At 46.0% G+C, this 22,061-nt stretch carries 14 protein-coding genes, 2 tRNA genes and 1 pseudogene; 8 read left to right on the top strand and 9 right to left on the bottom strand.

From position 1 onward, the window contains the following. Positions 1-211: 211 nt before the first annotated feature. From IM507_RS03685 to IM507_RS03675, 3 genes and pseudogenes are all read left to right on the top strand, one after another. On the top strand, positions 212-1,816 hold the full coding sequence (locus IM507_RS03685) for a glycosyltransferase 87 family protein (RefSeq protein ID WP_002774344.1): 1,605 nt from the start codon (positions 212-214) through the stop codon (positions 1,814-1,816). Between the two features lie 64 nt (positions 1,817-1,880). Further along, positions 1,881-2,744: a glycosyltransferase gene (locus IM507_RS03680; RefSeq protein ID WP_002754777.1), complete on the top strand. Its 864-nt coding sequence runs from the start codon at positions 1,881-1,883 to the stop codon at positions 2,742-2,744. A 138-nt stretch (positions 2,745-2,882) separates the two neighbouring features. Further along, positions 2,883-3,098: pseudogene (locus IM507_RS03675) on the top strand (IS5/IS1182 family transposase); the annotation flags it as partial. Between the two features lie 220 nt (positions 3,099-3,318). On the opposite strand, the gene IM507_RS03670 reads toward IM507_RS03675, so the two are convergent. Together IM507_RS03670 and pedR are read right to left on the bottom strand one after the other, a co-directional pair. Beyond that, positions 3,319-3,870 carry a TolB family protein gene (locus IM507_RS03670; protein ID WP_002774341.1) on the bottom strand — a complete coding sequence of 184 codons (552 nt, stop codon included), beginning with the start codon at positions 3,868-3,870 and terminating at the stop codon, positions 3,319-3,321. Beyond that, positions 3,854-4,135 carry a photosynthetic electron transport-dependent transcriptional regulator PedR gene (pedR, locus tag IM507_RS03665; protein ID WP_002737431.1) on the bottom strand — a complete coding sequence of 94 codons (282 nt, stop codon included), beginning with the start codon at positions 4,133-4,135 and terminating at the stop codon, positions 3,854-3,856. Before pedR ends, IM507_RS03670 begins: the two co-directional genes overlap by 17 nt. Positions 4,136-4,568: 433 nt before the next feature. On the opposite strand from pedR, the gene hisA reads away from it, so the two are divergent. After that, a complete protein-coding gene (gene hisA, locus IM507_RS03660) occupies positions 4,569-5,330 on the top strand; it encodes a 1-(5-phosphoribosyl)-5-[(5-phosphoribosylamino)methylideneamino]imidazole-4-carboxamide isomerase (RefSeq protein ID WP_002736165.1) in 762 nt (253 codons plus the stop codon). Here hisA and IM507_RS03655 read toward each other — a convergent pair. The 3 genes from IM507_RS03655 to IM507_RS03645 form a co-directional block, all read right to left on the bottom strand. After that, on the bottom strand, positions 5,327-7,096 hold the full coding sequence (locus tag IM507_RS03655; protein ID WP_287636625.1) for a putative HlyD family type I secretion protein: 1,770 nt from the start codon (positions 7,094-7,096) through the stop codon (positions 5,327-5,329). The genes hisA and IM507_RS03655 overlap by 4 nt on opposite strands. Before the next feature lie 161 nt (positions 7,097-7,257). Then, positions 7,258-10,251, bottom strand: a complete 2,994-nt coding sequence (locus IM507_RS03650; RefSeq protein ID WP_002735308.1) for a peptidase domain-containing ABC transporter — start codon at positions 10,249-10,251, stop codon at positions 7,258-7,260. Between the two features lie 76 nt (positions 10,252-10,327). Then, on the bottom strand, positions 10,328-11,089 hold the full coding sequence (locus tag IM507_RS03645) for a peptidylprolyl isomerase (RefSeq protein ID WP_002752328.1): 762 nt from the start codon (positions 11,087-11,089) through the stop codon (positions 10,328-10,330). A 734-nt stretch (positions 11,090-11,823) separates the two neighbouring features. Between IM507_RS03645 and IM507_RS03640 the strand changes: the two genes are divergently transcribed. The 3 genes from IM507_RS03640 to IM507_RS03630 all read left to right on the top strand — a co-directional run bounded on the left by IM507_RS03640 (position 11,824) and on the right by IM507_RS03630 (position 12,644). Beyond that, a tRNA-Ser gene (locus tag IM507_RS03640) sits at positions 11,824-11,908 on the top strand. 106 nt (positions 11,909-12,014) lie between these two features. Continuing rightward, complete coding sequence (locus IM507_RS03635) at positions 12,015-12,530, top strand: GNAT family N-acetyltransferase (RefSeq protein ID WP_002736326.1); 516 nt, start codon at positions 12,015-12,017, stop codon at positions 12,528-12,530. Positions 12,531-12,570: 40 nt separating this feature from the next. Next, positions 12,571-12,644, top strand: a tRNA-Pro gene (locus IM507_RS03630). A 189-nt stretch (positions 12,645-12,833) separates the two neighbouring features. Here IM507_RS03630 and IM507_RS03625 read toward each other — a convergent pair. The 4 genes from IM507_RS03625 to rpsT all read right to left on the bottom strand — a co-directional run bounded on the left by IM507_RS03625 (position 12,834) and on the right by rpsT (position 21,653). After that, positions 12,834-16,841 carry a DNA-directed RNA polymerase subunit beta' gene (locus IM507_RS03625; protein ID WP_016516963.1) on the bottom strand — a complete coding sequence of 1,336 codons (4,008 nt, stop codon included), beginning with the start codon at positions 16,839-16,841 and terminating at the stop codon, positions 12,834-12,836. Between the two features lie 223 nt (positions 16,842-17,064). After that, positions 17,065-20,376 (bottom strand): DNA-directed RNA polymerase subunit beta, encoded by a 3,312-nt coding sequence (gene rpoB, locus IM507_RS03620; RefSeq protein WP_002735867.1) that lies wholly within the window; start codon positions 20,374-20,376, stop codon positions 17,065-17,067. 153 nt (positions 20,377-20,529) lie between these two features. Then, positions 20,530-21,309 (bottom strand): TatD family hydrolase, encoded by a 780-nt coding sequence (locus IM507_RS03615; RefSeq protein WP_002736410.1) that lies wholly within the window; start codon positions 21,307-21,309, stop codon positions 20,530-20,532. 50 nt (positions 21,310-21,359) lie between these two features. After that, positions 21,360-21,653 (bottom strand): 30S ribosomal protein S20, encoded by a 294-nt coding sequence (rpsT, locus tag IM507_RS03610; RefSeq protein ID WP_002737368.1) that lies wholly within the window; start codon positions 21,651-21,653, stop codon positions 21,360-21,362. Positions 21,654-21,954: 301 nt separating this feature from the next. Here rpsT and IM507_RS03605 point away from each other — a divergent pair. Continuing rightward, positions 21,955-22,061, top strand: a 107-nt coding sequence (locus tag IM507_RS03605; protein WP_193979010.1) for a GDP-mannose 4,6-dehydratase, incomplete at its 3' end; no start/stop codon positions are given.

Genomic DNA, 22,061 nt, shown 5'->3' with positions numbered 1-22,061 from the left:
TTATCACCTTAGTATATCAAAATTTGGTCAACTCGCCTAAGGACGTTTTTGGGAGTTAAAAGTTTCCGTTTGTATTTGTTAGCCAAACATGGTATATCAAGTAAAAAGCTATCAGCTAAAAGTCCGACTCGTCCCAGAGCTACTAATTAGTCTAATGGCACAAAAACGGGTTAGTTTTCTCGTCAAATTCACCAGAATTATTGATTAAGTTATGACATTATTAAAACGGTTCAACCTGACTCATCCCCTCCTCTGGGCAGTAGTTTATTTTATCGGACTAGGGATTTTATCAGTTATCTTAGGTCAAGATGTTAGCTGGGATTTACGGAATTATCATTTTTATAATCCCTATATGTTATTAACGGGACGTTTTAAGTATGATGTCCTCCCAGCACAGATACAAACTTTCTTTAATCCTTTGATGGATGTTCCTTTTTTTGTTGCTATCTATTACCTAAAACTACCTCCGGTGGTGGTTGGGTTTTTCTTGGGAGGATTTCACGGTTTAAATCAGTGGTTAGTTCATTTAATCACTTATCACTCCTTTGATAAGGTTTGCGAAAGATACAAGATAACTTTAAGCATAGCGGCAGCGATTACCAGTATTTTTGGCGCAGCCTATATTTCCGAATTAGGAACCAGTATCGGAGATAGTACCAGCAGTGTTTTTGTTTTGGCAGGATTATTTTTGATTATCGCTTGTCTTGGTCGTAATCAACCAGTTAAGCTTAAAACGATAATTTTCGCAGGATTGCTTTTAGGACTAGCAACGGGACTAAAATTGACCACGGCACTGTATAGTATCAGTTTAATCGTGGCGATTAGTTTTTTAACCAATACCATCAAAGAAAAGCTGCGTAATCTTCTGACTTTAATTCTCTCTATGGCTGTGGGTTTTTCCCTGACGATGGGTTATTGGATAATCCTGATGTGGACTAATTTTGCTAATCCCCTTTTTCCCTTTTTCAACAAAATTTTTCAATCTCCCTACATCGAAACAGATTTTAACCTGCAAGATACCCGGTTTTTACCGAAAGATGTTTGGCAATTTTTATTTTATCCCTTTTATTTTGTGCAGGAACAAACCCTAGTGGCTGAGGTAAAATTTAAAGAGACTCGTTTTGCCATTGCCTATCTTTTAATTGTCATTCTTCTGGGAGTGATTATTTATCAGTACACCTCTCGCCGTTCTCTAGAGCAAAAAAATAATTTAGTCCATGTACCCATTCTCGGATTTCTATTACCTTTTTATTGTAGTGCCTATCTGATCTGGTTAAAGGGTTTTTCTATCTATCGTTACTTGATAGTTTTAGAGTTAATTACACCAGTTTTAATTATCCTGATCATTGCCTATCTTTATCCTCATAAAAGGACAGTTTTTATAATCTCAATCGCTATTTTTGCCTTAATTGCCGCTACAGTCAAACCCTTAGACTGGTGGAGAATGGGATGGTCAGATAATTACTTTGGTATCGATAGTCAAGCATTAAAACCCTACGAAAATTCCACGATTGTTATGTGGGGAGATGAAGGAACGGGTTATCTAGTTCCCCATTTTCCCGCTTCGACTCGTTTTGTGCGATTGCGAGGAAATATGGGAGTTAGTGAGGGAACTTTAATGCGAAAAAATGCTGAAAAGTTTATCGCAGAAACCCCCGTGGGTAATCTCTATATTCTGATGACTGACTTTAATAGCAAATCTCCAGAGCTAGGGAAGGATTTAGCTAAAGAAAATCTAGAGATTGACTTCCAAAATTGTCAACCCTTTTCCAGTAAAATTGAAAAGTATAATCTCTGTCCTCTCCAAAAAGAGTAATTAGTACGGAAAAGCTATTCTCTAACCATTATTAATTGCCAGTGACTCCTACCTTTTATCTGTAATGATTTATCTATTGACGGTTAACTACAATTGCGGGGAATTAATTAAGCGTTTAATCGTTTCCCTCAACGATAACTTATCTGCTACTCTCATCATTATTAACAATTCCACTGAAGATAAAAATATCCAATCTTTAGCAGCGCAAAGAGTCAAGATTATTGAAGCGGGAGAAAATTTAGGATTTGGGAAAGGATGTAATCTAGGACTTGATTGGATTTATCAACAAGACAAAGAAGCTATCGTTTGGTTAGTTAATCCCGATGCTTACTTATTACCGGACTCTCTGGAGAAAGCAAGCAAATTTTTTCAGCAATATCCCGAAGTTGCCATCGCTGGTACAGAAATTTACGAACCGGATGGTAAAATCTGGTTTGGTTGGGGAAAATTTAATGCTAAAATCGGCACAATTAACGTGGTAGAGGAATCCTTAGACTATGGAAATAAACCCTATCTTATTCCTGACTGGGTGACGGGATGCAGTTTATTAATTAATTTCTCTAATTTTTCCACTTGTCCCCATTTTGATCCCGATTACTTTCTCTACTACGAAGACTTTGATTTTTCCCGAAGATACGCAAATCAAGGCTATTTAGTCGTTGTTACCAATCAGATTAAAATTATTCATGAACCATCTTCTATCACCCGACGCTATGGTTATCTAAGACTAACTCATAATATCTATGGTTATCTTCTCAGTCTCGAAAAACATACGACTTTAACTATCCTTGTTTATCGCTTGCTGCGGATGAGTTTTATGTCTTTACTGCTCCTTCCCATTAAACCCAAATTCTCCTTAGCCAAGCTGCAAGGAATTCAACTCTATTGTCAAAGAATAAACCTCTTACATAATTTTTTTATGGTATAATGCAGCGTTTTTCTTTTTTCTCGATTTTTAGATGGAAGTGGAAAAAAGAATAAAATGTGATCTTAGGTCAGGAAATCATCTATACTTTTGCTATGTTTATTAGCAAAAGTATGGATTATCAAAACTTACCAGATGAACAATTCAAAAAGACGGATGCTTTTACCATCGGGAAACTTCCGTTTAAAAGGAAAAAAAGCTCTACTAAATCAAGCAGAGATACCGGTCGTAACGGTAATGGATGTAACGGAAACTCCCAGGGAACGCCACCAAAAGAAACAGAAAGATTTTTTGGGTAGTAAAAGAGGTTATCATACTTTAAAATCCCAATTAGTAGCTGATAAAAATACTGAACAGAAACGAGAAGATCCGCTATTTCTTTAAATGGTTTATTTCCACAACAGTCCCTGACAAAATCTACTCTTGCTGTTAATACTTCCTCATCTCACTTTTGCTCTTTGCGCCTAAAAACTTCCTTGTCCACTTTCCCTCCTTGTCCTCCTTGTCTTCTCTTCACAGGTTTGTAAAATACCTACACCTGTGAGTTCCCCGCACCCTTCTCCCTTCTCTCCCAATACTATCGGGACGGGGAAGAATTTATCGGGGGTAAAGAAGGAGAAATTTCGCCACCTCGATCGAATATTTCCAGATTCCATTGACCGAAACGATTACTTTCAAAAGCAATAAAACGACCGTTACCACTAATCGTCGGATGACGCACTTCTCCTAAGATATTTTCGGTGAGATTTTTTGCTTGCAGAGTTTGTCGATCATAAATATATATATCGGGTTTACCGGACTGTTCCGACACATAAACAATATAACGACCATCGGCACTAATATCTGGCTGATCTTGATAGGTTTTTGCTTGATTTAACCCCGGTAGGGGAACTAAACGATTAGCCACTCGATCGAATAAATAAATCGTTCGTTGACCCCTGCGATCAGAGGCAAAAACCAGATAACGACCATCGTAGTTAAAACGGGGATTATCTTCTGAGGAAGGGGTATTTAAAGTATTTCCTAAAAGCTGTTGGGGAGGGGTGACAAAACCCGCATCACTACATCCCCCCAGACTGATGATATTAACCGCAAGCAAAAGTCGAAGAAGTTTAGGAAACCTGATCATCGGTCAGCGCCGGGGAAGGAAGGATACAACAATTAATATCATCAAGACAAACTTTACCCCAATGCAATGCCCAACGCACCAATTCCACCCGATTATCGGTTTTTGTTTTCGTCAAGATATTACTAATATGATTATCAACGGTACGCTTACTAATCTCCAGCTTTTCCGAGATTTCTTGATTAGTTAAACCATTAGCCACTAAATCGAGTATTTCTAGCTCTCGATCGGATAATGAAGCGGCTGTTTGAAACTTCCCAGCAGACATGAGTATAATTCCTCTCGTATATGTACTTATCATTCTAGAAGAATTTTTTCCCCTAGGAATCGATAATCAGTAATCAGTGATCAGTAAACAGTAATCAGTGAAAAGACAGCACTGTTACTGCCATTTGATCATGCACACTTAATATAGATGGTTTGCGGCAAAAAGCTTTTCCTGGGAGTGGGGTATGGGGTTTGGGGTGTGGGGTTTTACCAGTTTTGAGGTAGTCAGTTACCTAATTTTCAGGGAAAAAGTCCAGGAATTTTCCCCCCGATCCCCGCAATGGCTGGCACTTTAAAACCTTTGTGGACAATGCGTTGAGAGGGATTGTTCCCCTCTCAGACTCAAAACTGATAACTGATAACTGATAACTGATAACTGACAAGGCTGGTAATATATAATAAAAAACGCTCCTTAGTTAGATATTGAGAAAAACATGGAAGTTATCCCCGCTATTGATATTCTCGATGGCAAATGTGTGCGACTTTATCAGGGAGATTACCAACAATCGCAGGTTTTTAATGATAATCCCGCAATAGTGGCGCGAGAATGGGTCAATCAGGGGGCAACCAGATTACATTTAGTCGATTTGGATGGAGCCAAAGAGGGTAAATCGGTTAATTTGTCAACCATTGAAACAATTCTTAATGATATTGCCATTCCCGTACAGGTGGGGGGTGGACTGCGAGATCTAGAAACGGTGAGTAATCTCCTAAAAATCGGGGTAGAAAAGGCGATTTTAGGGACAGTAGCCGTAGAAAAGCCAGAATTAGTCAGCGAACTTTGTCAAAGCTTTCCGGGGCAAATAATTGTTGGTATTGATGCTCGCGATGGTAAAGTAGCCACCAGGGGGTGGTTAGAAACTTCCTCAGTAGATGCGATCGCACTCGGTCAAGATATGGCAAAAAGAGGAGCCAGCACGATTATCTACACTGATATTCATCGAGATGGCACCCTTTCTGGCCCGAATCTCGCCGCTTTGCGAGAATTAGCCGAATCTGTCGAAATTCCCGTCATCGCCTCCGGGGGCATTAGTTCCCTGACGGACTTACTGAGTTTATTGTCTTTGGAACCTTTAGGAGTAACGGGAGTAATCGTGGGCCGCGCTCTTTATACCGGTGCAGTTAACCTCTCGGAAGCGATTAGCGCGATCGGTTCAGGCCGTTGGCAGGATCTACCCCCGAATTTTTTCGCCTAACGGACTTGTTTGAGAGTATCCACCTGTTTATTGAACATATCGGTAAATAGCCCCAAAACCGTGCGATTTTCATTGACTTTGATGTTGACACTCACAGACATCCCCGATTGCAGCGGCAGAGTAGATTTATCTTTCAAAACTAACTCTTGACTGCTCAAGCTTACCCGGACAGGGAACCGATAAAAACGGTGATTTTCGTCGGGAGGTAAAGCATCAGAACCGATCGAGATTACTTCTCCCTTAATATCGCCGTATTCACTGTAGGAAAAGGAATCAATGCGAATATCGGTCTTTTGTCCCACGCGCACAAAACCGATGTCTTGGTTAGTCACGTCCACCTCTGCCACTAAACAACCTTTAGCAGCATCTTTGATCTGGGTGGGACAGCCATCGGGAACAATTTTTAACAATGCTTCCGCTTGACTTGGTTGGGGAACAAACCCAGGCCGCGCCTTGAGATCAAAGACCACACCATCGATGGGGGCGGTAATTTTTTGATATTTAATCGTCTGTTGTGCTTGACTAATTTGACTATCTAACTCAGCAATGCGCTTGTTGTTATCAATGATAACGCGACTGATCTGACTATCGATTTCAGCAATCCGTTTCTGATTGTCCGCCATTTTATCACGCACATCTTTTTCCGTGATTACTGTGGTGTTAATCAGCCTTTCTCGCGCTTGGGAGATCAACAGGGAATAACGATTTTCTTCCTGTTCCAAACGGGAAATTTCGGCGATGCGGGTTTGTACTTCTTGCTCTTGTTTTTCTCGATCGATTTTGCCATTAGCCTCTTGCTGCTGTAATTCATTCTGGCGATCAGTTACCGATTGTTTTTGTTTATTAATCTGATAACGGGCGATCGCTCCTTCATCCCCCAAGGGTTCAATATCCTTAAGAATATTACGCTCGATATCCAAGCCTTCTTGGCCTTGTTTCATCGAATTGGCATTACGAGTCTTAATTTCTTCTAAGACGAAGCGATCATTGATTAATTGGGAGCGGGCATCGGCCAACTGTACCCTGGTTTGGTTCAATTGTTTTGCTAATTGTTCCATTTCCAATCTAGCGGCCGCTTGTCGAGAATTGGCCTCTCGTTGGGCAACCTCTAAACGGGCTAACTCTTCCCCTTGTAGAGCAGAGCTAGAGGCACCTTCACTGACCTGTGCTTGATAAAGTTGATTTTCTGCCACCAAAGCGGCACGATTACGGGCTAAATCGGCGATTTCACTCGGTAATTTTAATTGAGCGATCGAACTTTCCACTGCTGCCGGTGTCAGATCCTGCGCCATTAAGAGACGATAGAATTGATTTTCCTTCTCAGCAGTGGCGCGAATTTTTTTCAAAGATTCTAACTGCACTTGCGAGGCACTGGAATCCATTAAAACCAGTACATCCCCTTTGTTAACTCGATCGCCATCTTTAACTTTAACGAACTGTACCACCCCATTCACCGGTGCTTGTACTTCTTGCACTTTGCCCTGGGGTTTAAGTTGTCCTTGGGCACCGACCACCTGCTCGATTTTGGCGAACACTGACCAAATTAAAGCGGCAGTGGTGACACTCATTAATGTCCAGATAATCGTCCGCGACCAAATGGGCGATTGTTTCAGAATCACCGATTGTTCCGGTGGGCTGAAAGTGGGTAAAGAAGGGGTAATACTTTTATTTTTCGTGGTAGTGGCCACGTTTTTACCCGCTTGGGTCAGTTCATCGCTTTTACCTTTGCCGTTGCCGTTGTGGCCGTTGTTAGAATTACCGTTCATGGGGATTCTCCTATATTTAGGGTTTGCTGAAAAAGTTTTTCGTGGGTGTGGGGTGTGGAGTGATGGGGTGTGGGGTGATGGGGTGTAGGGTGTGGGGAGAATAAATAAAACTAATCTTCTGACTCCTGATTACTGTCTCCTGACTCCTGTCTCCTGACTAACTAGATTTGCGAATCCTGTTGTTTATAGAGAGTATAGTAAAGGCCTTTTTTGGCCATTAATTCCTCGTGGGTGCCTTCCTCCGCTACTGTTCCTTTATCCATCATGACAATAATATCGGCGGATTTGATCGAAGCTAAACGATGGGTAATAAAGAACACCGTATGATCCTTGAAAACTTCTTTGAGATTCAGGCACACTTGCCGTTCGGTATTATAGTCGAGGGCGCTGGTGGCCTCATCAAGAATGAGAATTTGCGGTCTTTGCAGGACGGAACGAGCGATCGCAACCCGTTGTCGTTGTCCCCCCGATAGGGATGCCCCCCGTTCACCGACGCGGGTATTATAGCCATTGGGTAGGGTCATAATAAATTCGTGGGCTGCAGCTGCTCTCGCTGCCGAGACAATTTCCTCCACCGTCGCATCGGGGTTAGTCAGGGCGATATTTTCCTGTACCGTACCGTCAAATAATAGGGTTTCTTGGGGAACCATGCCGATTTGACGACGCAGGGAATAGAGTTCCACTTTGTTGATATCATAGCCGTCGATGAGAATTCGTCCCGATTCTGGTTCGTAGAGACGAGCTAATAGTTTAGTGATGGTACTTTTCCCGGCGCCACTTTCTCCCACCAAAGCGACAAAAGTGCCGGCGGGGAATTCTAAATTGATGTTGTATAGTTGCAGGGCACCGTGGGGATTGAAGCGGAAAGCGAGGTTTTCGTAGGTGACAGTGCCTTTAATTAAGGGCATGGGGATATTGTGGCGATCGAGTTCCGCTTCTTGGGGAGTATCGACGATATCGGCTAATCTTTCCAGGGATAAGCCGGTTTCTTGGAAGTTTTGCCAGAGTTGGGTCAAACGCAGAATCGGCGAGGTAACGTAGGAAGAGATAATCCGGAAGGCGATTAATTGACCAAGGGTGAGTTGTCCGTCTAAAACTAAGGCTGCTCCCACCCACAGCACTAATAAACCCGATAATTGGTTAAAGAAGTGACTAAAGGAACCGGCCAAAGTTGAGGTCATTACCGTTTGAAAACCTTCGGCCACATAGCGAGCATAACGTTCTTGCCACTGCCAACGGGAACGCAATTCGATATTCTGTGCTTTTACTGTTTGGATTCCCGTCATCACCTCCACCAGATAGGATTGGGTTTCGGCGTTTCGTTCCGCTTTTGCTCGCAGTTGTCGCCGCACGATTGGTGCGAAAATAGCTGTGGACAGAACTAAAATCGGTACGACTCCCAGCGCCCAAACGGTTAGAATCGGGCTATAGATCAACATAACCACGATGTAGATAACCGAGAAAATGGCATCTAATACCACCGTTAGGGCTGTGCCTGTTAAAAATTGCCGAATATTCTCTAATTCATTGATTCTTGTCGAAATTTCCCCCACAGGTCGCCGTTCAAAGTATTTCAGGGGTAAGCGCAGCAGGTGATCGATAATTTCTGAACCGAGGGTCATGTCGATGCGGTTAGTGGTATCGACAAACAGGGATGTCCTCAAAAAGGTTAAAATTCCCTCAAAAACGGCAATTACTAACAGGAAAACCCCGAGGGTATTCAGAGTTTCTGGGCTATTCTGCACGATCACTTTATCGATGATCACCTGAATCATCAAGGGATTGGCCAGGGCAAATAACTGCACGAAGAAAGAAGCAATAAAAACTTCTATTAAGACTCGTTTATGTTTCTTGACAGAAGGCCAAAACCATGATAGGCCAAAACGCTGTTGCTGGGTGTGTTTGGTGGGTTTAAGCAGAATTACTTCCCCTTTTTCGCCCCAAGATTCCAGAAATTCGCTGGTTTTGCGTTTAATTATCCCCCGTTCGGGAACAGCGATCGTGGTTTCCCGTTGATTGATTTCGTAGAGGATAACGATGCTGTCTTGCCAGCGAATTAGGGCAGGAGGGTTGATATTGGGCAAGGAAGTAGCAGGTAAAGGCACTAATTGACTATGGAGTCCCACTACCTCGGCCACAGCCCCACACAGGGGCAGGGAAAGGCTGCCAGTTCTTTGCAGTTGATCCCCTAGTATGCGTTGGATCACGTCCTTGCGAAAGGGGATATTAAAATATTTGCAGATCATCTGAAAACAGGCACTCACCGCCTCTAGTTCCGTTTTTCCCCTGAAAAAGGGATAGGATTTCCGGTTTTTCTCGACAGTGTTTTCAAGGTCGATATCGCTGGTGATGTCGCTTATTTTTCCTTGAGGGATATCTAATACCTGGGTGGGTTTATTTCCCTTAATGACTTGGGTTTCCCAGATATCATCGGTTTTTGTTTCCGCAGCCGCTTCGGTTGCAACTGTCAAGAACTTGCCCTGAGCTACGTCGAAGAATTCATCTAACTGATTGGAGAAAAGACCTAATAAACGGGTGTTAGTCGGATTATTTTGGGTGATAACTGTGCCGATAGGATAATTGTCGGTATTTTCGCTGACTAACCAGAGATAATCATCGTTAATCTGGTTGTAGGACACACAAGCTCTGTTTAAAAGAGCCTGTGCAATTTCTTTCAGGTCTCCCCCACCCCAGGCCTGTTGATTAAGATAGGAGCCTAGGGTCGCATAAACTTCAGCGATCGAGGTTTGTTCAAAGAAATATTGCTTAAATTCCGGGTAATTATTGATTAAAGACCAAAAATCCTCTTCTTTTAAGGTTAAACAGATCGTGACTTCCGAAGAAGCGATCACCGTTTCACAGGGGGTACCGCGCAGAAGACTCATCCACCCAAATAAATCTCCTTGCTGCAATTTAGCCAAAGTAACCGGCAGCGAATTGTTAACCCTAGCATCGTAACCCAAAAGTCTGGCCTCTCCCTCGTAGAGAAGAACGAGGTGAGAGGGTAAGCGATCGCACTTGAGTATGGCATTGCCCATCTCATAGCGAAAGGGTTGTAATTTCTGACCGAGGGAACGTCTAACCTCTACGGGCAGGCGATCAAAGGGCTGTACAGTCTCCAGAAAGGCGGTAAAATCTAAAGTGGTATAACTCATTAGCTAGGCGAAAATTGACTAAGTTGACAAATAATTAAGCGAAAAGACTGGGTTTACCCAGTTTTGCAAGGAAATGCTATGTAATCGATACCTGCTCGCTATTGACTGGGGTTGATTCGGGGATAGATTTCACTGTTTGCATTTGAGTCATTAACCATTGTTGGAATAAATCATTCCGTAAGCGTTGACGGGTGGGAGGGTCCAATTCACAGGATAAATATTTTTCTAACCGGACAATCACGACCCATTCTCCCACTTGCGTCGGTGGCCACAGTTGCCCTGGTTTACTTGCTTTGAGAATTTGCCCGATCTGGGGGTGGGGAGTGCTCAGTTCCACGGGTCCAAGCAGTCCTCCGGTTTCCGCTTCTGATCCTTGGGAGTATTTTTTGGCCAGTTCAGCGAAGCTATTTTCTCGATCCTGTATCCGGAAAAATAGTTCTTGGGCAATGCCGATATTTTTTGTCCGAATCAGGGAATAAACCACCTTATCCAATTGACTTTTGACTTGCAAGAAGTAGGATTCTACTTTGTTATCCCAAGTCTCCTGTTTAAATTTTTCTAATTTAATGTCCCGCAGAATTAGATATTCTAGTTGCTCGGAATCCATCCCGTTTTGTTGTAACCAAGATTTCATTTGCTCATCGTTGGCAATTTGATTATTTTGATAGAAACGGGAATAGGCCGCGTTTCTTTCTTCGGGATTGCAGGTGATATTGGCGATCGCTTGTTCGATAATTACTTCCCGGATTAACTGGGGTAACATACCATATTTTGCCAAAAGAGGCAATACCTCTGACTCGCTAATTTTTTGGTCGCCGATTTCAATAATTGAACTCATAATAAATACATTTTCCTCACAGAAATGTTTAAAACTATCAACTCTAGGAGCTTCTAAATTTTATTGAGGTGATTATACGCCAAAACAGCAATTTTAAGGCACCCCTCCCTATTCTAATTTGAGTTTTACCCTTTGAAAGCTGAAAATTACAGAAATTAAAGGAATAAGTCGGTCATCCCGGCGGGGGTAGTGAGGGGAAGTAGTCGGGCCTATCGGCCTCCGCCCAACATCCTGCTCAGAAACCCCTAATCACACTTCTAATGTACTAGAATAGACCTCTTGCAGAAGTCGGGGAAGGGGGAAAGGGGAAATTTTAATCTTTAACCCGATAGTAAACCTCTTGCATAATCAGGGTCTGCTGAAAAAGTTTTTCGTGGGGACAGGGTGTGGGGTGTGGGAAGTGGGAAGTGGGGTGTGGGGTGTGGGGAGAATAAATAAAATAATCTCCTATCTCCTGACTCCTATCTCCTGACTCCTATCTCCTGACGACCGGCTACTGACTCCACCAACAGACTTATTCAGCCAACGCTAAAAATCTGTAAATAGACCATTTAATTGATTATTATTCATTCTTAATTCTCCTGACTACTGACTACTGGCTACTGACTCCTAACCCTAACAACGATTTTTGATTTCTGCAAGAGGTCTAATATGCACACCTTTTCCTTTCATTTGCGGAAAATTTTTTGATTTATGCAAGGAATCTAATGATAGGATATAAGTCTAGCTGCCTTGGAGAGGTGGCAGAGTGGTCGATCGCGCTCGACTTGAAATCGAGTAACCAGCAATGGTTCGTGGGTTCAAATCCCACCCTCTCCGTACTCACCCAATCACATTTGGACTCCGGTTGCCCGATTGTTCTTAGAGAGGGGAAAATAAAATATACTAGGCTAAAAGGATAATATTGAGGCAGTAGCCCCCCGGCATGGTTTTTTGGAAGAGATTATTTAATAGCTCGGAAGTCACTGCATCACCTGACTATTCGGGAGACTTGGTAGAGGTTGCCCAGAATGACCTCGGACAGACGCGAGTATTTTTTAGTACCGATCGAGAGCTAGATCTATATGAGTTAGAAGAACTTTGTGACTCGGTAGGTTGGGCCCGTCGTCCTTTACGCAAGGTTAAAAAAGCGATCGAATGTAGTTTTTTAGTGGTGTCGATGTGGGAAGTGCGAGGTAATCGCCGTCGTTTAGTGGGTTTTGCTCGTGCCACTTCCGATCACGCTTTTAATGCTACGGTCTGGGATGTGGTTGTTCATCCTCACTATCAAAGTAAAGGCTTTGGTAAAGCATTAATGAAATTTATGATCAGGAAGTTGCGAGGTGAGGACATCAGTAATATAACTCTTTTCGCCGATCCGCAGGTGGTGGATTTCTATCGTCGTCTCGGTTTTGTTCTCGATCCCGAAGGTATCAAAGGGATGTTTTGGTATCCCGATTAATAATGCGGCTCTTAGGCTATACTAAAAAAAGAGTTTACCTCGGGATGTAGCGCAGCTTGGTAGCGCGCCTGCTTTGGGAGCAGGATGCCGCAGGTTCAAATCCTGTCATCCCGACTTGAGAGAAAATTCTTCAAATCTCAACCTTGTACCCTTTCTGGTTGACAAAAAATGCTGCCTTCTTTTATTGCCAAACTCTGGTGAGTTAGCTAAAAAATTAGGGAGTTTGTCGGGAAAAGGAGGAGGTTTTTGGGGAATAACAAAGGTTTTTCCTGCCACTCCTCCTTTTAAGATATCTACAGACGATTATTCTTCTTCGTAATCCCCCTCGAAATCGTCCTCTCCCCCTTCCTCATCGACTTCTGACCAGCTGTCGCTGATGGGTTGGCGACTAAAGCGACTGCTGCCGCGGGAAGATAGGAAAGCCATTTCATCATCCTCTAAATCGACCACATCACCCTCAGCGTAGGCGCGAGCGGTTTGATCGTCAAGAATCATATCGCTATCCTCACTACTGTCGCCGAAACCGGGACGAGGGGGGAAACCGAGGCCGCCGGGAGGAGCGTAATAACCACGATTGTTGTTGTAGTTATATTCCTCCTCCGGGGGGGTGTAATCGCTGACCCCCGCCATGTTTTCGTGGGCATTGAAGCCAGTACCCGCCGGAATCAGACGACCGATAATCACGTTTTCCTTGAGACCGCGTAACCAGTCGGACTTGCCTTCGATCGCCGCTTCCGTGAGGACGCGGGTGGTTTCTTGGAAGGAGGCGGCACTGATAAAGCTATCGGTATTCAAGGAAGCCTTGGTGATTCCCAGTAGTACAGGCGTATATTTAGCTGCCGCCCCACCGGTGATTGACATGGCTTCATTTACCGTCTCCACCTGTCGCAATTCCAACAATTCCCCGGGTAACATACTGGTATCGCCACCGTCATCGATCCGCACCTTAGAAGTCATCTGACGCACGATCACTTCGATGTGTTTATCAGCAATATCGATCCCCTGGGATTGGTAAACCGACTGTACCTGATCAACGAGGAACATCTGGGTTTTTTCCAAGGCTTTTAAGGCCGCTTCGTAACTGCCCAAGCTATCCACATAATAATTAAAGAACACCTCTAAAATCTCGTGGGGATTAGCCTGACCATCGGTTAACGCCTGACCCACATCGATACGCTGATTATCGCTCACCAGGGGGTTTTGACTGCCTAAAAGCGGATATTCACTGATCGTGCCGTCATCCTCGACCACCTTAATATCGACGATCTCAGAATCTTGATACTCCACTTGACAAACTCCCGGTTTGCGTGCTAGTACACAAGCCTCCTTCGGTTTGCGTGCTTCGAGCAGTTCTTCGATTCTGGGTAAACCTTGAATGATATCCCCGGTTTTCGAGCGCTCAAACACCAACAGCACCAAATTATCGCCCCGTTGGACTAAATCCCCCTCATCGATGTGCAGAATCGCTCCAGCCGACACTCGGTAGGGTCGGGCCTTACGCAGACGGATTTCATAGCCGGTGGTGGTTTGGTCAATGGCCAGCACTTGACCGGAATTGGGGGCTAAAACTCCAGCGCCGATCTCGGTTTCGGCGATTACCAGATCCCCAGCTTTGACGGTGGGAGCAACAGCGAGCGGGAGAATAAACTCGTCACGGTCACTGACAATTAAAAGACGGCGTACCGGTTCGCTACCCTTGCGAATCCCGCGAATTTCTCCAGCTTCCTTACACTGAATCTCAGTCCGGGCCACCACTGCCCCCGGTGGAATTTCATCGCCATCTTGGACGAGAACGCGAGTCTGAATATTACCCCCTAAAGGATCATTATCACTATCCCGACGCAGCACCAGAGATTCGAGAATAACTAACTGTAAACGCTGACAATCCCTGTCCTCAATCGGTTCTAACTCGATATCGGCCGTCAGATGGGAGACTGATTCTGGTTCTTCGCTGGAAATTTCGAGGACTAATTGGGTGCTGATCAGTTGACAACCCTCGACGGATTTAACTCTTTCCCCGTCTTTAAAGAAAATGCGCTGCACCGATCGCAGTTCGATATGTCGTCCTCCTTCTTGGTTAGCGGAACCTTGGGTGGGAGAAGTGGATTGGTCTTCTACGGCGAACTCCTGTACTGGTCGCAGCAGTAATCCCAAACCCTCGTTAGTTTCCACCCATTCCGCTTGCCGTAACTCCTCGATCGTCACTTCGGGAGTCAACTGTGTCCCGGGGTAAATTAACTGTTCTTGGGCAATTCCGGAGGATTCCGGTTCAAGATCCATAAATAACAGCCCTGGTTTGACAATAATCTCCCGGAGGATGTCATTTTTCTGGATCACTTCCACCACACCGCTACAGTTACAGAAGATGTCTTTAACCACTTCTTCCCCTGCTTCCACATACTGCCCATCTTCCACCTGTAAGAGGGAAATATCTTTATTGACTTCGTGGGTTTCTTCGGGAATCCAGAGGATCGTGCCGCCTTTGGTGATTTCATAACCCTGTTTACGGCTGCCTTTGGCGACTTCGATATCGACGTATTTAATCATGCCGCCGGTGTGGGTTTGATAGCGATCATCGATTAACTCGGCGACAATGGCATGATTCTGTACTTTTGTCCCCGGAGTGGTTTTCAGTAGGAAGCTTTGACCATCTCCCGTATGAATAATAAACTGTTCCCGACCGGCACTACTTTCTACTTTTACTTCGGCCTGATCCAAGGACACGGAAGCGGTGACGATATCGATTTCCCGGCTATTGGGGGCTAAACGCACCAAACCGCCGTTAGTGGATACCAGCTTAGTTTCTGCTAAAACATCCCCCACTTGTACTTGATCGCCGTTACTGACCACAGGTTCGGCCCCGGTTGGCAAGTTATACACTTCTCCGGAGAGAATCCATAGTAATCCCCCCCGTTGGGCGATGCGGGTGGTATTGCCTTGGCGATCGGTTTTTTCCTCTGGGACTAATTGGGAGAATAGCACCTCGCCGGCTAAGTCACTGGTTACGTCTTTTGTGGCTTTTTCTGTGGATTTTTGGACTTTATCGGAGGTTATTTCCGCTAGTAACTGTTCCTCGCTTACCGTTGCCCCATCGGTGACAAATAGCAGTGATCCCGGAGTTAAAGAGTAGGTGACAGTTTCTTTAGTTTTATCCTTGGGTGTTAATTTAATTTCCCCCGGTGCCTCCACCTGGTCCCGTTCATCTCCGTGGCGAGTTCGCACGTTACGGATACTTAACCCCGGCAGAAAACGCACGCTTCCCTCGAAGGGACTCCGCACTTGCCGGGCCACTTCTCCGGTAAATACACCCCCGGTGTGGAAGGTACGCATGGTTAACTGAGTCCCCGGTTCCCCGATCGATTGGGCGGCAATAATTCCCACTGCTTCCCCCATATCCACCGGATGACCGTGGGCCAGACTCCAACCGTAACAGGTTTGGCAAACCGAGCGGGCCGCTTCACAGGTTAAGGGGCTGCGGACTTTGATTTTATCGACGAGTCGCCCTAGTTTTTCGGCGGTTTCGTCATCGATAATCTGGTTGCGGGTGGCGATCACTTCTCCATTGACCACCACATCTTCGGCCAGGGAACGACCTAATAGGCGATCGCTTAAGGGAATTAACACGCGATCGCCATCGGTCATGGCGGTTAATTCGATGTAACGATTGGTGCCACAATCGGCCTCGCGGACGATGACATCTTGGGACACATCGACGAGACGACGGGTCAGATAACCGGAATCTGCCGTCCGTAGGGCGGTATCAACTAAACCTTTGCGCGCCCCGTAGGAGGAAATAACGTATTCGGTAACGGTCAATCCTTCCCGGAAGTTAGTCTTAATCGGGAGGTCGATAATTTCCCCTTGGGGATTAGCCATTAATCCCCGCATTCCCACTAACTGACGCACTTGGCTCATATTGCCCCGCGCTCCGGAGAAAGCCATCATATAGACGGAGTTGAGGGGATCGGTAACTTGGAAGTTGCGAATTACTTCATCTTTAAGCGATTCAGATGTACTATTCCAAGTATCGATTACTTTTTGGAAGCGTTCCACTTCGGTGATTTCCCCGCGCACATAACGCTGTTCGGTTTGCCGGATTTCCTGTTCGGCACTTTCGATCATTTGTCGTTTAGCCGGCGGTACGGTTAAATCATCCACACTAATGGAAACCCCTGCTTTGGTAGCGAAACGAAAACCGAGGTTTTTCAATTCATCGGCCATTTGTGAACAGCGCGCCGAACCGTAGTTTTGATAGGCCCAAGCGATCAGTTTTTTCAGTTTTCCTTTGTCAACAGTTTGGTTATAAAACATCTCGATCCGGGTAACAAGTAAACAGCTATTAGCTATCAGCATTCAGCATTCAGCATTCAGTTAGAAAAGGGAACAGGAAATAGGGAACGGGGAATAGGGAATAGGCAAATTTTTACTTTACTGTCCTTTTTTTTGCTTTTTCCTGGAAAATTCTCTCCTGTCTCCTGACTACTGACTCCTGACTTCTCACTGATTACTGATTACTGCTCACTGATAACTGAAATTACACTTCCGATTCTTCTTCCTCAAGGTCTTCTGTGGTTAAGGATTCGTAGGTGGGGCGAGAGGGGGCGCGACGGCCGACATCGACCATCAGATCCACCTCCACATCGCGGGAAGTACCATCGGGGGCATTTTCCACCTTGTGAACGGCGATATCGAGGCCGAGGGATTGCAATTCTCGCATCAAAACCTTAAAGGATTCTGGCGTACCCGGGCGGGGAATCGGCTTGCCTTTTACGATCGCATTTAAAGCCTCATTCCGTCCTTGCATATCATCGGATTTTACCGTTAGCAATTCCTGCAAAGTATAGGCCGCCCCGTAGGCTTCTAGGGCCCAGACTTCCATTTCTCCGAAGCGCTGGCCTCCCTGTTGAGCTTTACCGCCCAAGGGTTGCTGAGTAACCAAGGAGTAGGGACCAGTAGAACGGGCGTGAATTTTATCATCAACCAGGTGAACCAGTTTTAACATATAGGCCATACCGACGGTAACGGGACGGTCAAAGGGTTCGCCGGTGCGACCATCATAGACGGTGACTTTGCCGGCGTGTTCTTCCTTGAACACCCAATCGCGATTGGGTTTTTTCGAGGCATTTTCTAGCAATCCGTGGACGGTTAAACGGCTGGCTTCTTCCCCATACATTTCGTCAAAGGGAGTAATCTTAAAGCGCACGCCCAGATTTTCGCCGGCCCAACCGAGTAAACATTCAAACACCTGACCGACGTTCATGCGACTGGGAACCCCCAAGGGATTGAGAACGATATCGACGGGGCGACCATCGGGGAGGTAGGGCATATCTTCTAGGGGCAGAATCCGAGAAATAATCCCTTTATTGCCGTGACGACCCGCCATTTTATCGCCCACTTGGATTTTGCGTTTTTGGGCAACATAGACCCGCACCACCATATTGGCTCCGGGGGGCAATTCATCCCCCTGTTCGCGGGTAAATACCCGCACATCTACTACCCGGCCTTTTTCGCCGTTGGGGACGCGCAGGGAGTTATCGCGTACATCCCGTGCCTTTTCGCCGAAAATTGCCCGCAGTAGTTTTTCTTCAGGAGGTTGGTCTGATTCGCCTTTCGGGGTGACTTTCCCCACAAGGATATCGCTGGCTTCTACCCAGGCACCGATGCGAATAATGCCGCGTTCATCGAGGTTTCGCAGGGCATCTTCACCGACGTTGGGAATTTCCCTGGTGATTTCCTCTGGTCCTAGCTTAGTTTGACGGGCTTCGATTTCGTATTTTTCAATGTGGATGCTGGTGTAGGTGTCTTGTGCCACCAGTCTTTCACTGATTAAAATCGCGTCTTCGTAGTTATAGCCTTCCCAGGGCATATAGGCGACGAGAATATTCTGGCCGAGGGCGATTTCTCCTCCTTCGGTGGCGGAACCATCGGCGAGGATCTGCCCCGGCACAACCTGTTCACCTTGATAGACTAAAGGACGCTGATTTAGGCAGGTATCTTGGTTAGAGCGTTGATATTTCTGAATTTCGTACTCGATCTCGCTCTTGCCAAAAATCTCTTTGTCTTCATCCGCCACTTTGATGCGAATCCGGTTAGCATCGACGTAGGAAACGACCCCATTGGTACGCGAAACGATGACCATACCAGAGTCGCGAGCGGCCTGTGCTTCCAATCCAGTACCCACCAGGGGACGTTCGGGACGCAGCAGGGGAACCGCTTGTCGTTGCATATTAGAACCCATGAGGGCGCGGTTAGCGTCGTCGTGTTCGAGGAAGGGAATCAGGGAAGTGGCCACCGAGACAATTTGGACGGGGGAAACACAAACGTAGTCCACTTGTTCGGGGGAAGTGGTGGAGAATTCCTGCCGATAGCGCACGGGGATAGTTTCGCCCAGGATATAACCATTTTCATCGGTGGCCACGTCTCCCGGTGCGACTCTGAGATCGTCTTCTTCGTCGGCAGTGAGGTATTTAACGGGGAGATCATAGCGTACTCGGCCATTTTCCACCGCATAACAGGGGGTTTCAATAAAACCGTAGTCGTTGACGCGAGCGTAGGTGGCCAGGGAACCGATTAAACCGGCGTTGGGACCTTCTGGGGTTTCCACCGGACAAATGCGACCGTGGTGGGAGGGGTGGATGTCGCGCACGGCAAAACCGGCCCGTTCCCGGGTCAGACCGCCAGGTCCAAGGGCGGAAATGCGGCGTTTATGGGTCAATTCCGCTAGGGGGTTGGTTTGATCCATGAACTGGGAGAGTTGCGAGGAACCAAAGAATTCTTTAATCGCCGCTACTAGGGGTTTCGGGTTGACTAGGGAAGCGGGGGTGAGGTTTTGGGATTCGCTGACGGTCATCCGTTCCCGAATGATTCTTTCTAAGCGGTTTAAACCTACTCGCACTTGGTTTTGGAGCAGTTCACCCACGGAACGGACGCGACGGTTGCCGAGGTGGTCGATGTCGTCGGTGTTGCCGATGTCAAATTCGAGGTTAATTAGGTAGTCGATCGCCGATAAGATGTCGGTGGTGGTGAGAACGCGCTGGTTATCGGGGACGTTGAGGCGTAGTTTTTTGTTGAGTTTATAACGACCAACGCGACCGAGATCGTAGCGTTTATTGTCAAAAAAGCGCGATTCGAGTAGTTGTTGTCCGCCGGTGACGGTGGGGGGTTCCCCGGGGCGTAGTTTGCGGTACAGGTCGAGGAGTGCCTCTTCTTCGGTGGGATTGCCTTCTTTGTCGAGGGTTTTTTGGTAAAATTCGGGATGGCGTAGGGAGTCAAAGATTTCGTTATCGCTCAATCCGATCGCTTTCAGGAGAACTTGGGCGGATAATTTGCGGGTTTTGTCGATTCTGACCCAGACTAAGCCGTTTTTGTCGGTTTCAAATTTTAACCAAGCTCCTCGGTTGGGAATCAGGGAAGCGGAGTAGGTACGGCGACCGTTTTTGTCGATTTCGGCTTTGTAGTAAACACCGGGGGAACGGACGATCTGATTGACGATGACTCGTTCGGCCCCGTTAATGATAAAGGTTCCCCGTTCGGTCATCAGGGGTAAATCGCCGATAAACACTTCCTGTTCGATGTTTTCTCCCGTTTCTTTGTTGATTAGACGGGTAGGAACGTACATCTGAACGGAATAGGTGCTATCACGTCGTTTGGCTTCATCGACGTTGTATTTCGGTTCTTTGAGTCTGTAGTCCTGGCCGAGGAAATGTAGTTCTAATTTACCTGTATAGTCGCTGATGGGGGAAAAGCTGTTCAGTTCCTCGATTAGTCCTTCTTCCAAAAACCACCGAAAACTGGAGTGTTGGATTTCGATGAGGTCGGGTAAGAGGTTAAAGGTAAGATTGTTCATTATGGTTACAAGGGCTGATGACACGATAGCGACGGTCGGATATCAGTGAGCGGTGAGGGGATGGGTGATGGGGGAGTAGGGGAACACCGGAGAATAAATGAAAGCTTTCTCCTGACTCCTGACTCCTTTCTCCTGTCTAATAAACTATGTTTTTTAACTGGGGAGTTGAAATAATTTGCGGGCGTTGTGGGTGGTTTGTTCGGCTAGGGTTTCGACCGGATAGCCGCGCAGACGGGCGACGGTTTCGGCTACATGGAAGACGAAAGAGGGTTCACAAGGTTTACCGCGGTGGGGATTGGGTGAGAGAAAGGGGCAATCGGTTTCGATCAGTAGGCGATCGCTGGGGACAATTTGGGCGGCAGCTTGCACGGTTTTACTGTTTTTGAAGGTGACAATGCCGCTAAAGCTGATGTAAAAACCCAAATCTAAAAACCATTGAGTTTCTTCGGGGTTGCCAGTCCAGCAGTGCATCACGCCGCGAATTTTGCCCACTTGTTGCCGAAAGGCACTGATTTCCTCCCGCATTTCCTTAGCCGCATCTCGACAATGGATAATCACGGGTTTATCGAGACGATGGGCGATTTCCAATTGCGTCCAAAACACCCGTTTTTGCTGCTCTTGGTTATCCGCTTTATAGAAGTCTAACCCCATTTCCCCGATCGCCACGACGCGCCGATCAGATCGGGCTAGGGATTCGATCTGCTCGGCACTATTATCTCGCCATTTTTGGGCATCTAGGGGATGTAAACCGACGGCGAAGGAAATTTCCTCAAATTGATCAGCAATGGCTTTAATCGCCGCAAATTCCTCTGGTTCAACACAGGAGTGAACCAGATGAACGACTCCCACACTTCGCCAACGTTCGGAGATAGCGGGCAAGTCGGCTTGCAAAACGTCAAAGTTCAGATGAACGTGCGTATCTATTAATTGCATCGACCCCCGATCGCTTGTTGCGTCTGTCCTGATTACAGCTTACTTGTTCCTTAGGAAGCTTGGCTAACTTTTTGCAAAGCTTTGGCTAAACCGGCTTTTTTTCTAGCACCGTTGTTCCGGTGCAAGACGTTGCGCTTGACGGCTTTATCGATTTTACTGTAAGCTTCTGATAGAGCTTGTTGGGCGCTTTCTAACCCTTCTGGGCTGGGGTTGGCTCCGTAGGCCGAGACAGCGACAAGACATTTTTTGATCAGGGTTCTTACGGCTGACTTGTACGCTTTGTTGCGTAGTCGATTTCTTTCGGAGATTTGGACTCGTTTGAGTGCAGACTTTGTATTAGCCACAGTCGTTTCTTGTTCTCAATACTGGTATGGTTGATCGGGACACAGACAAACCATCATAACAGATTTGTGCTATTTGTGGCAAGAGTTTTCCCGACAAGAAGAGATATTTTCAGGATTTGGACTCCACAGATGGGAAAGGATTAAGGGTTAAAGGGACTGCCAAACCTGAATTCAGGTTCAGGGAATCTTGTCAAGACTGTCCCGATAACTAATCGCTAAACTTGTCATGAGGGGCTAAAGTGTGCTATAAGCAGTCAGACCCTGCCCTGGTCTTTATTCTTTCCGATTAGGTAAATTACTGATGACTGAAGCTAAACGCGCCCTAATTACCGGCATCACCGGTCAAGATGGTTCCTATCTAAGCGAATTATTATTAGAAAAAGGCTATGAAGTCCACGGTATCATCCG

It is taken from the genome of Microcystis sp. M20BS1 (assembly GCF_020245305.1).
GTDB classification, from domain to species: domain Bacteria; phylum Cyanobacteriota; class Cyanobacteriia; order Cyanobacteriales; family Microcystaceae; genus Microcystis; species Microcystis ichthyoblabe_A.
This window is presented reverse-complemented; position numbering and strand designations above follow the sequence as displayed.

Coding starts and splice junctions, on each gene's coding strand:
- IM507_RS03680 (WP_002754777.1), top strand. CDS start 1,881: ATGATTTATCTATTGACGGTTAACTACAATTGCGGGGAATTAATTAAG.
- pedR (WP_002737431.1), bottom strand. CDS start 4,135: ATGTCTGCTGGGAAGTTTCAAACAGCCGCTTCATTATCCGATCGAGAG.
- IM507_RS03615 (WP_002736410.1), bottom strand. CDS start 21,309: ATGCAATTAATAGATACGCACGTTCATCTGAACTTTGACGTTTTGCAA.
- IM507_RS03685 (WP_002774344.1), top strand. CDS start 212: ATGACATTATTAAAACGGTTCAACCTGACTCATCCCCTCCTCTGGGCA.
- IM507_RS03655 (WP_287636625.1), bottom strand. CDS start 7,096: ATGAACGGTAATTCTAACAACGGCCACAACGGCAACGGCAAAGGTAAA.
- IM507_RS03670 (WP_002774341.1), bottom strand. CDS start 3,870: ATGATCAGGTTTCCTAAACTTCTTCGACTTTTGCTTGCGGTTAATATC.
- IM507_RS03650 (WP_002735308.1), bottom strand. CDS start 10,251: ATGAGTTATACCACTTTAGATTTTACCGCCTTTCTGGAGACTGTACAG.
- hisA (WP_002736165.1), top strand. CDS start 4,569: ATGGAAGTTATCCCCGCTATTGATATTCTCGATGGCAAATGTGTGCGA.
- IM507_RS03625 (WP_016516963.1), bottom strand. CDS start 16,841: ATGTTTTATAACCAAACTGTTGACAAAGGAAAACTGAAAAAACTGATC.
- IM507_RS03635 (WP_002736326.1), top strand. CDS start 12,015: ATGGTTTTTTGGAAGAGATTATTTAATAGCTCGGAAGTCACTGCATCA.
- IM507_RS03645 (WP_002752328.1), bottom strand. CDS start 11,089: ATGAGTTCAATTATTGAAATCGGCGACCAAAAAATTAGCGAGTCAGAG.
- rpoB (WP_002735867.1), bottom strand. CDS start 20,376: ATGAACAATCTTACCTTTAACCTCTTACCCGACCTCATCGAAATCCAA.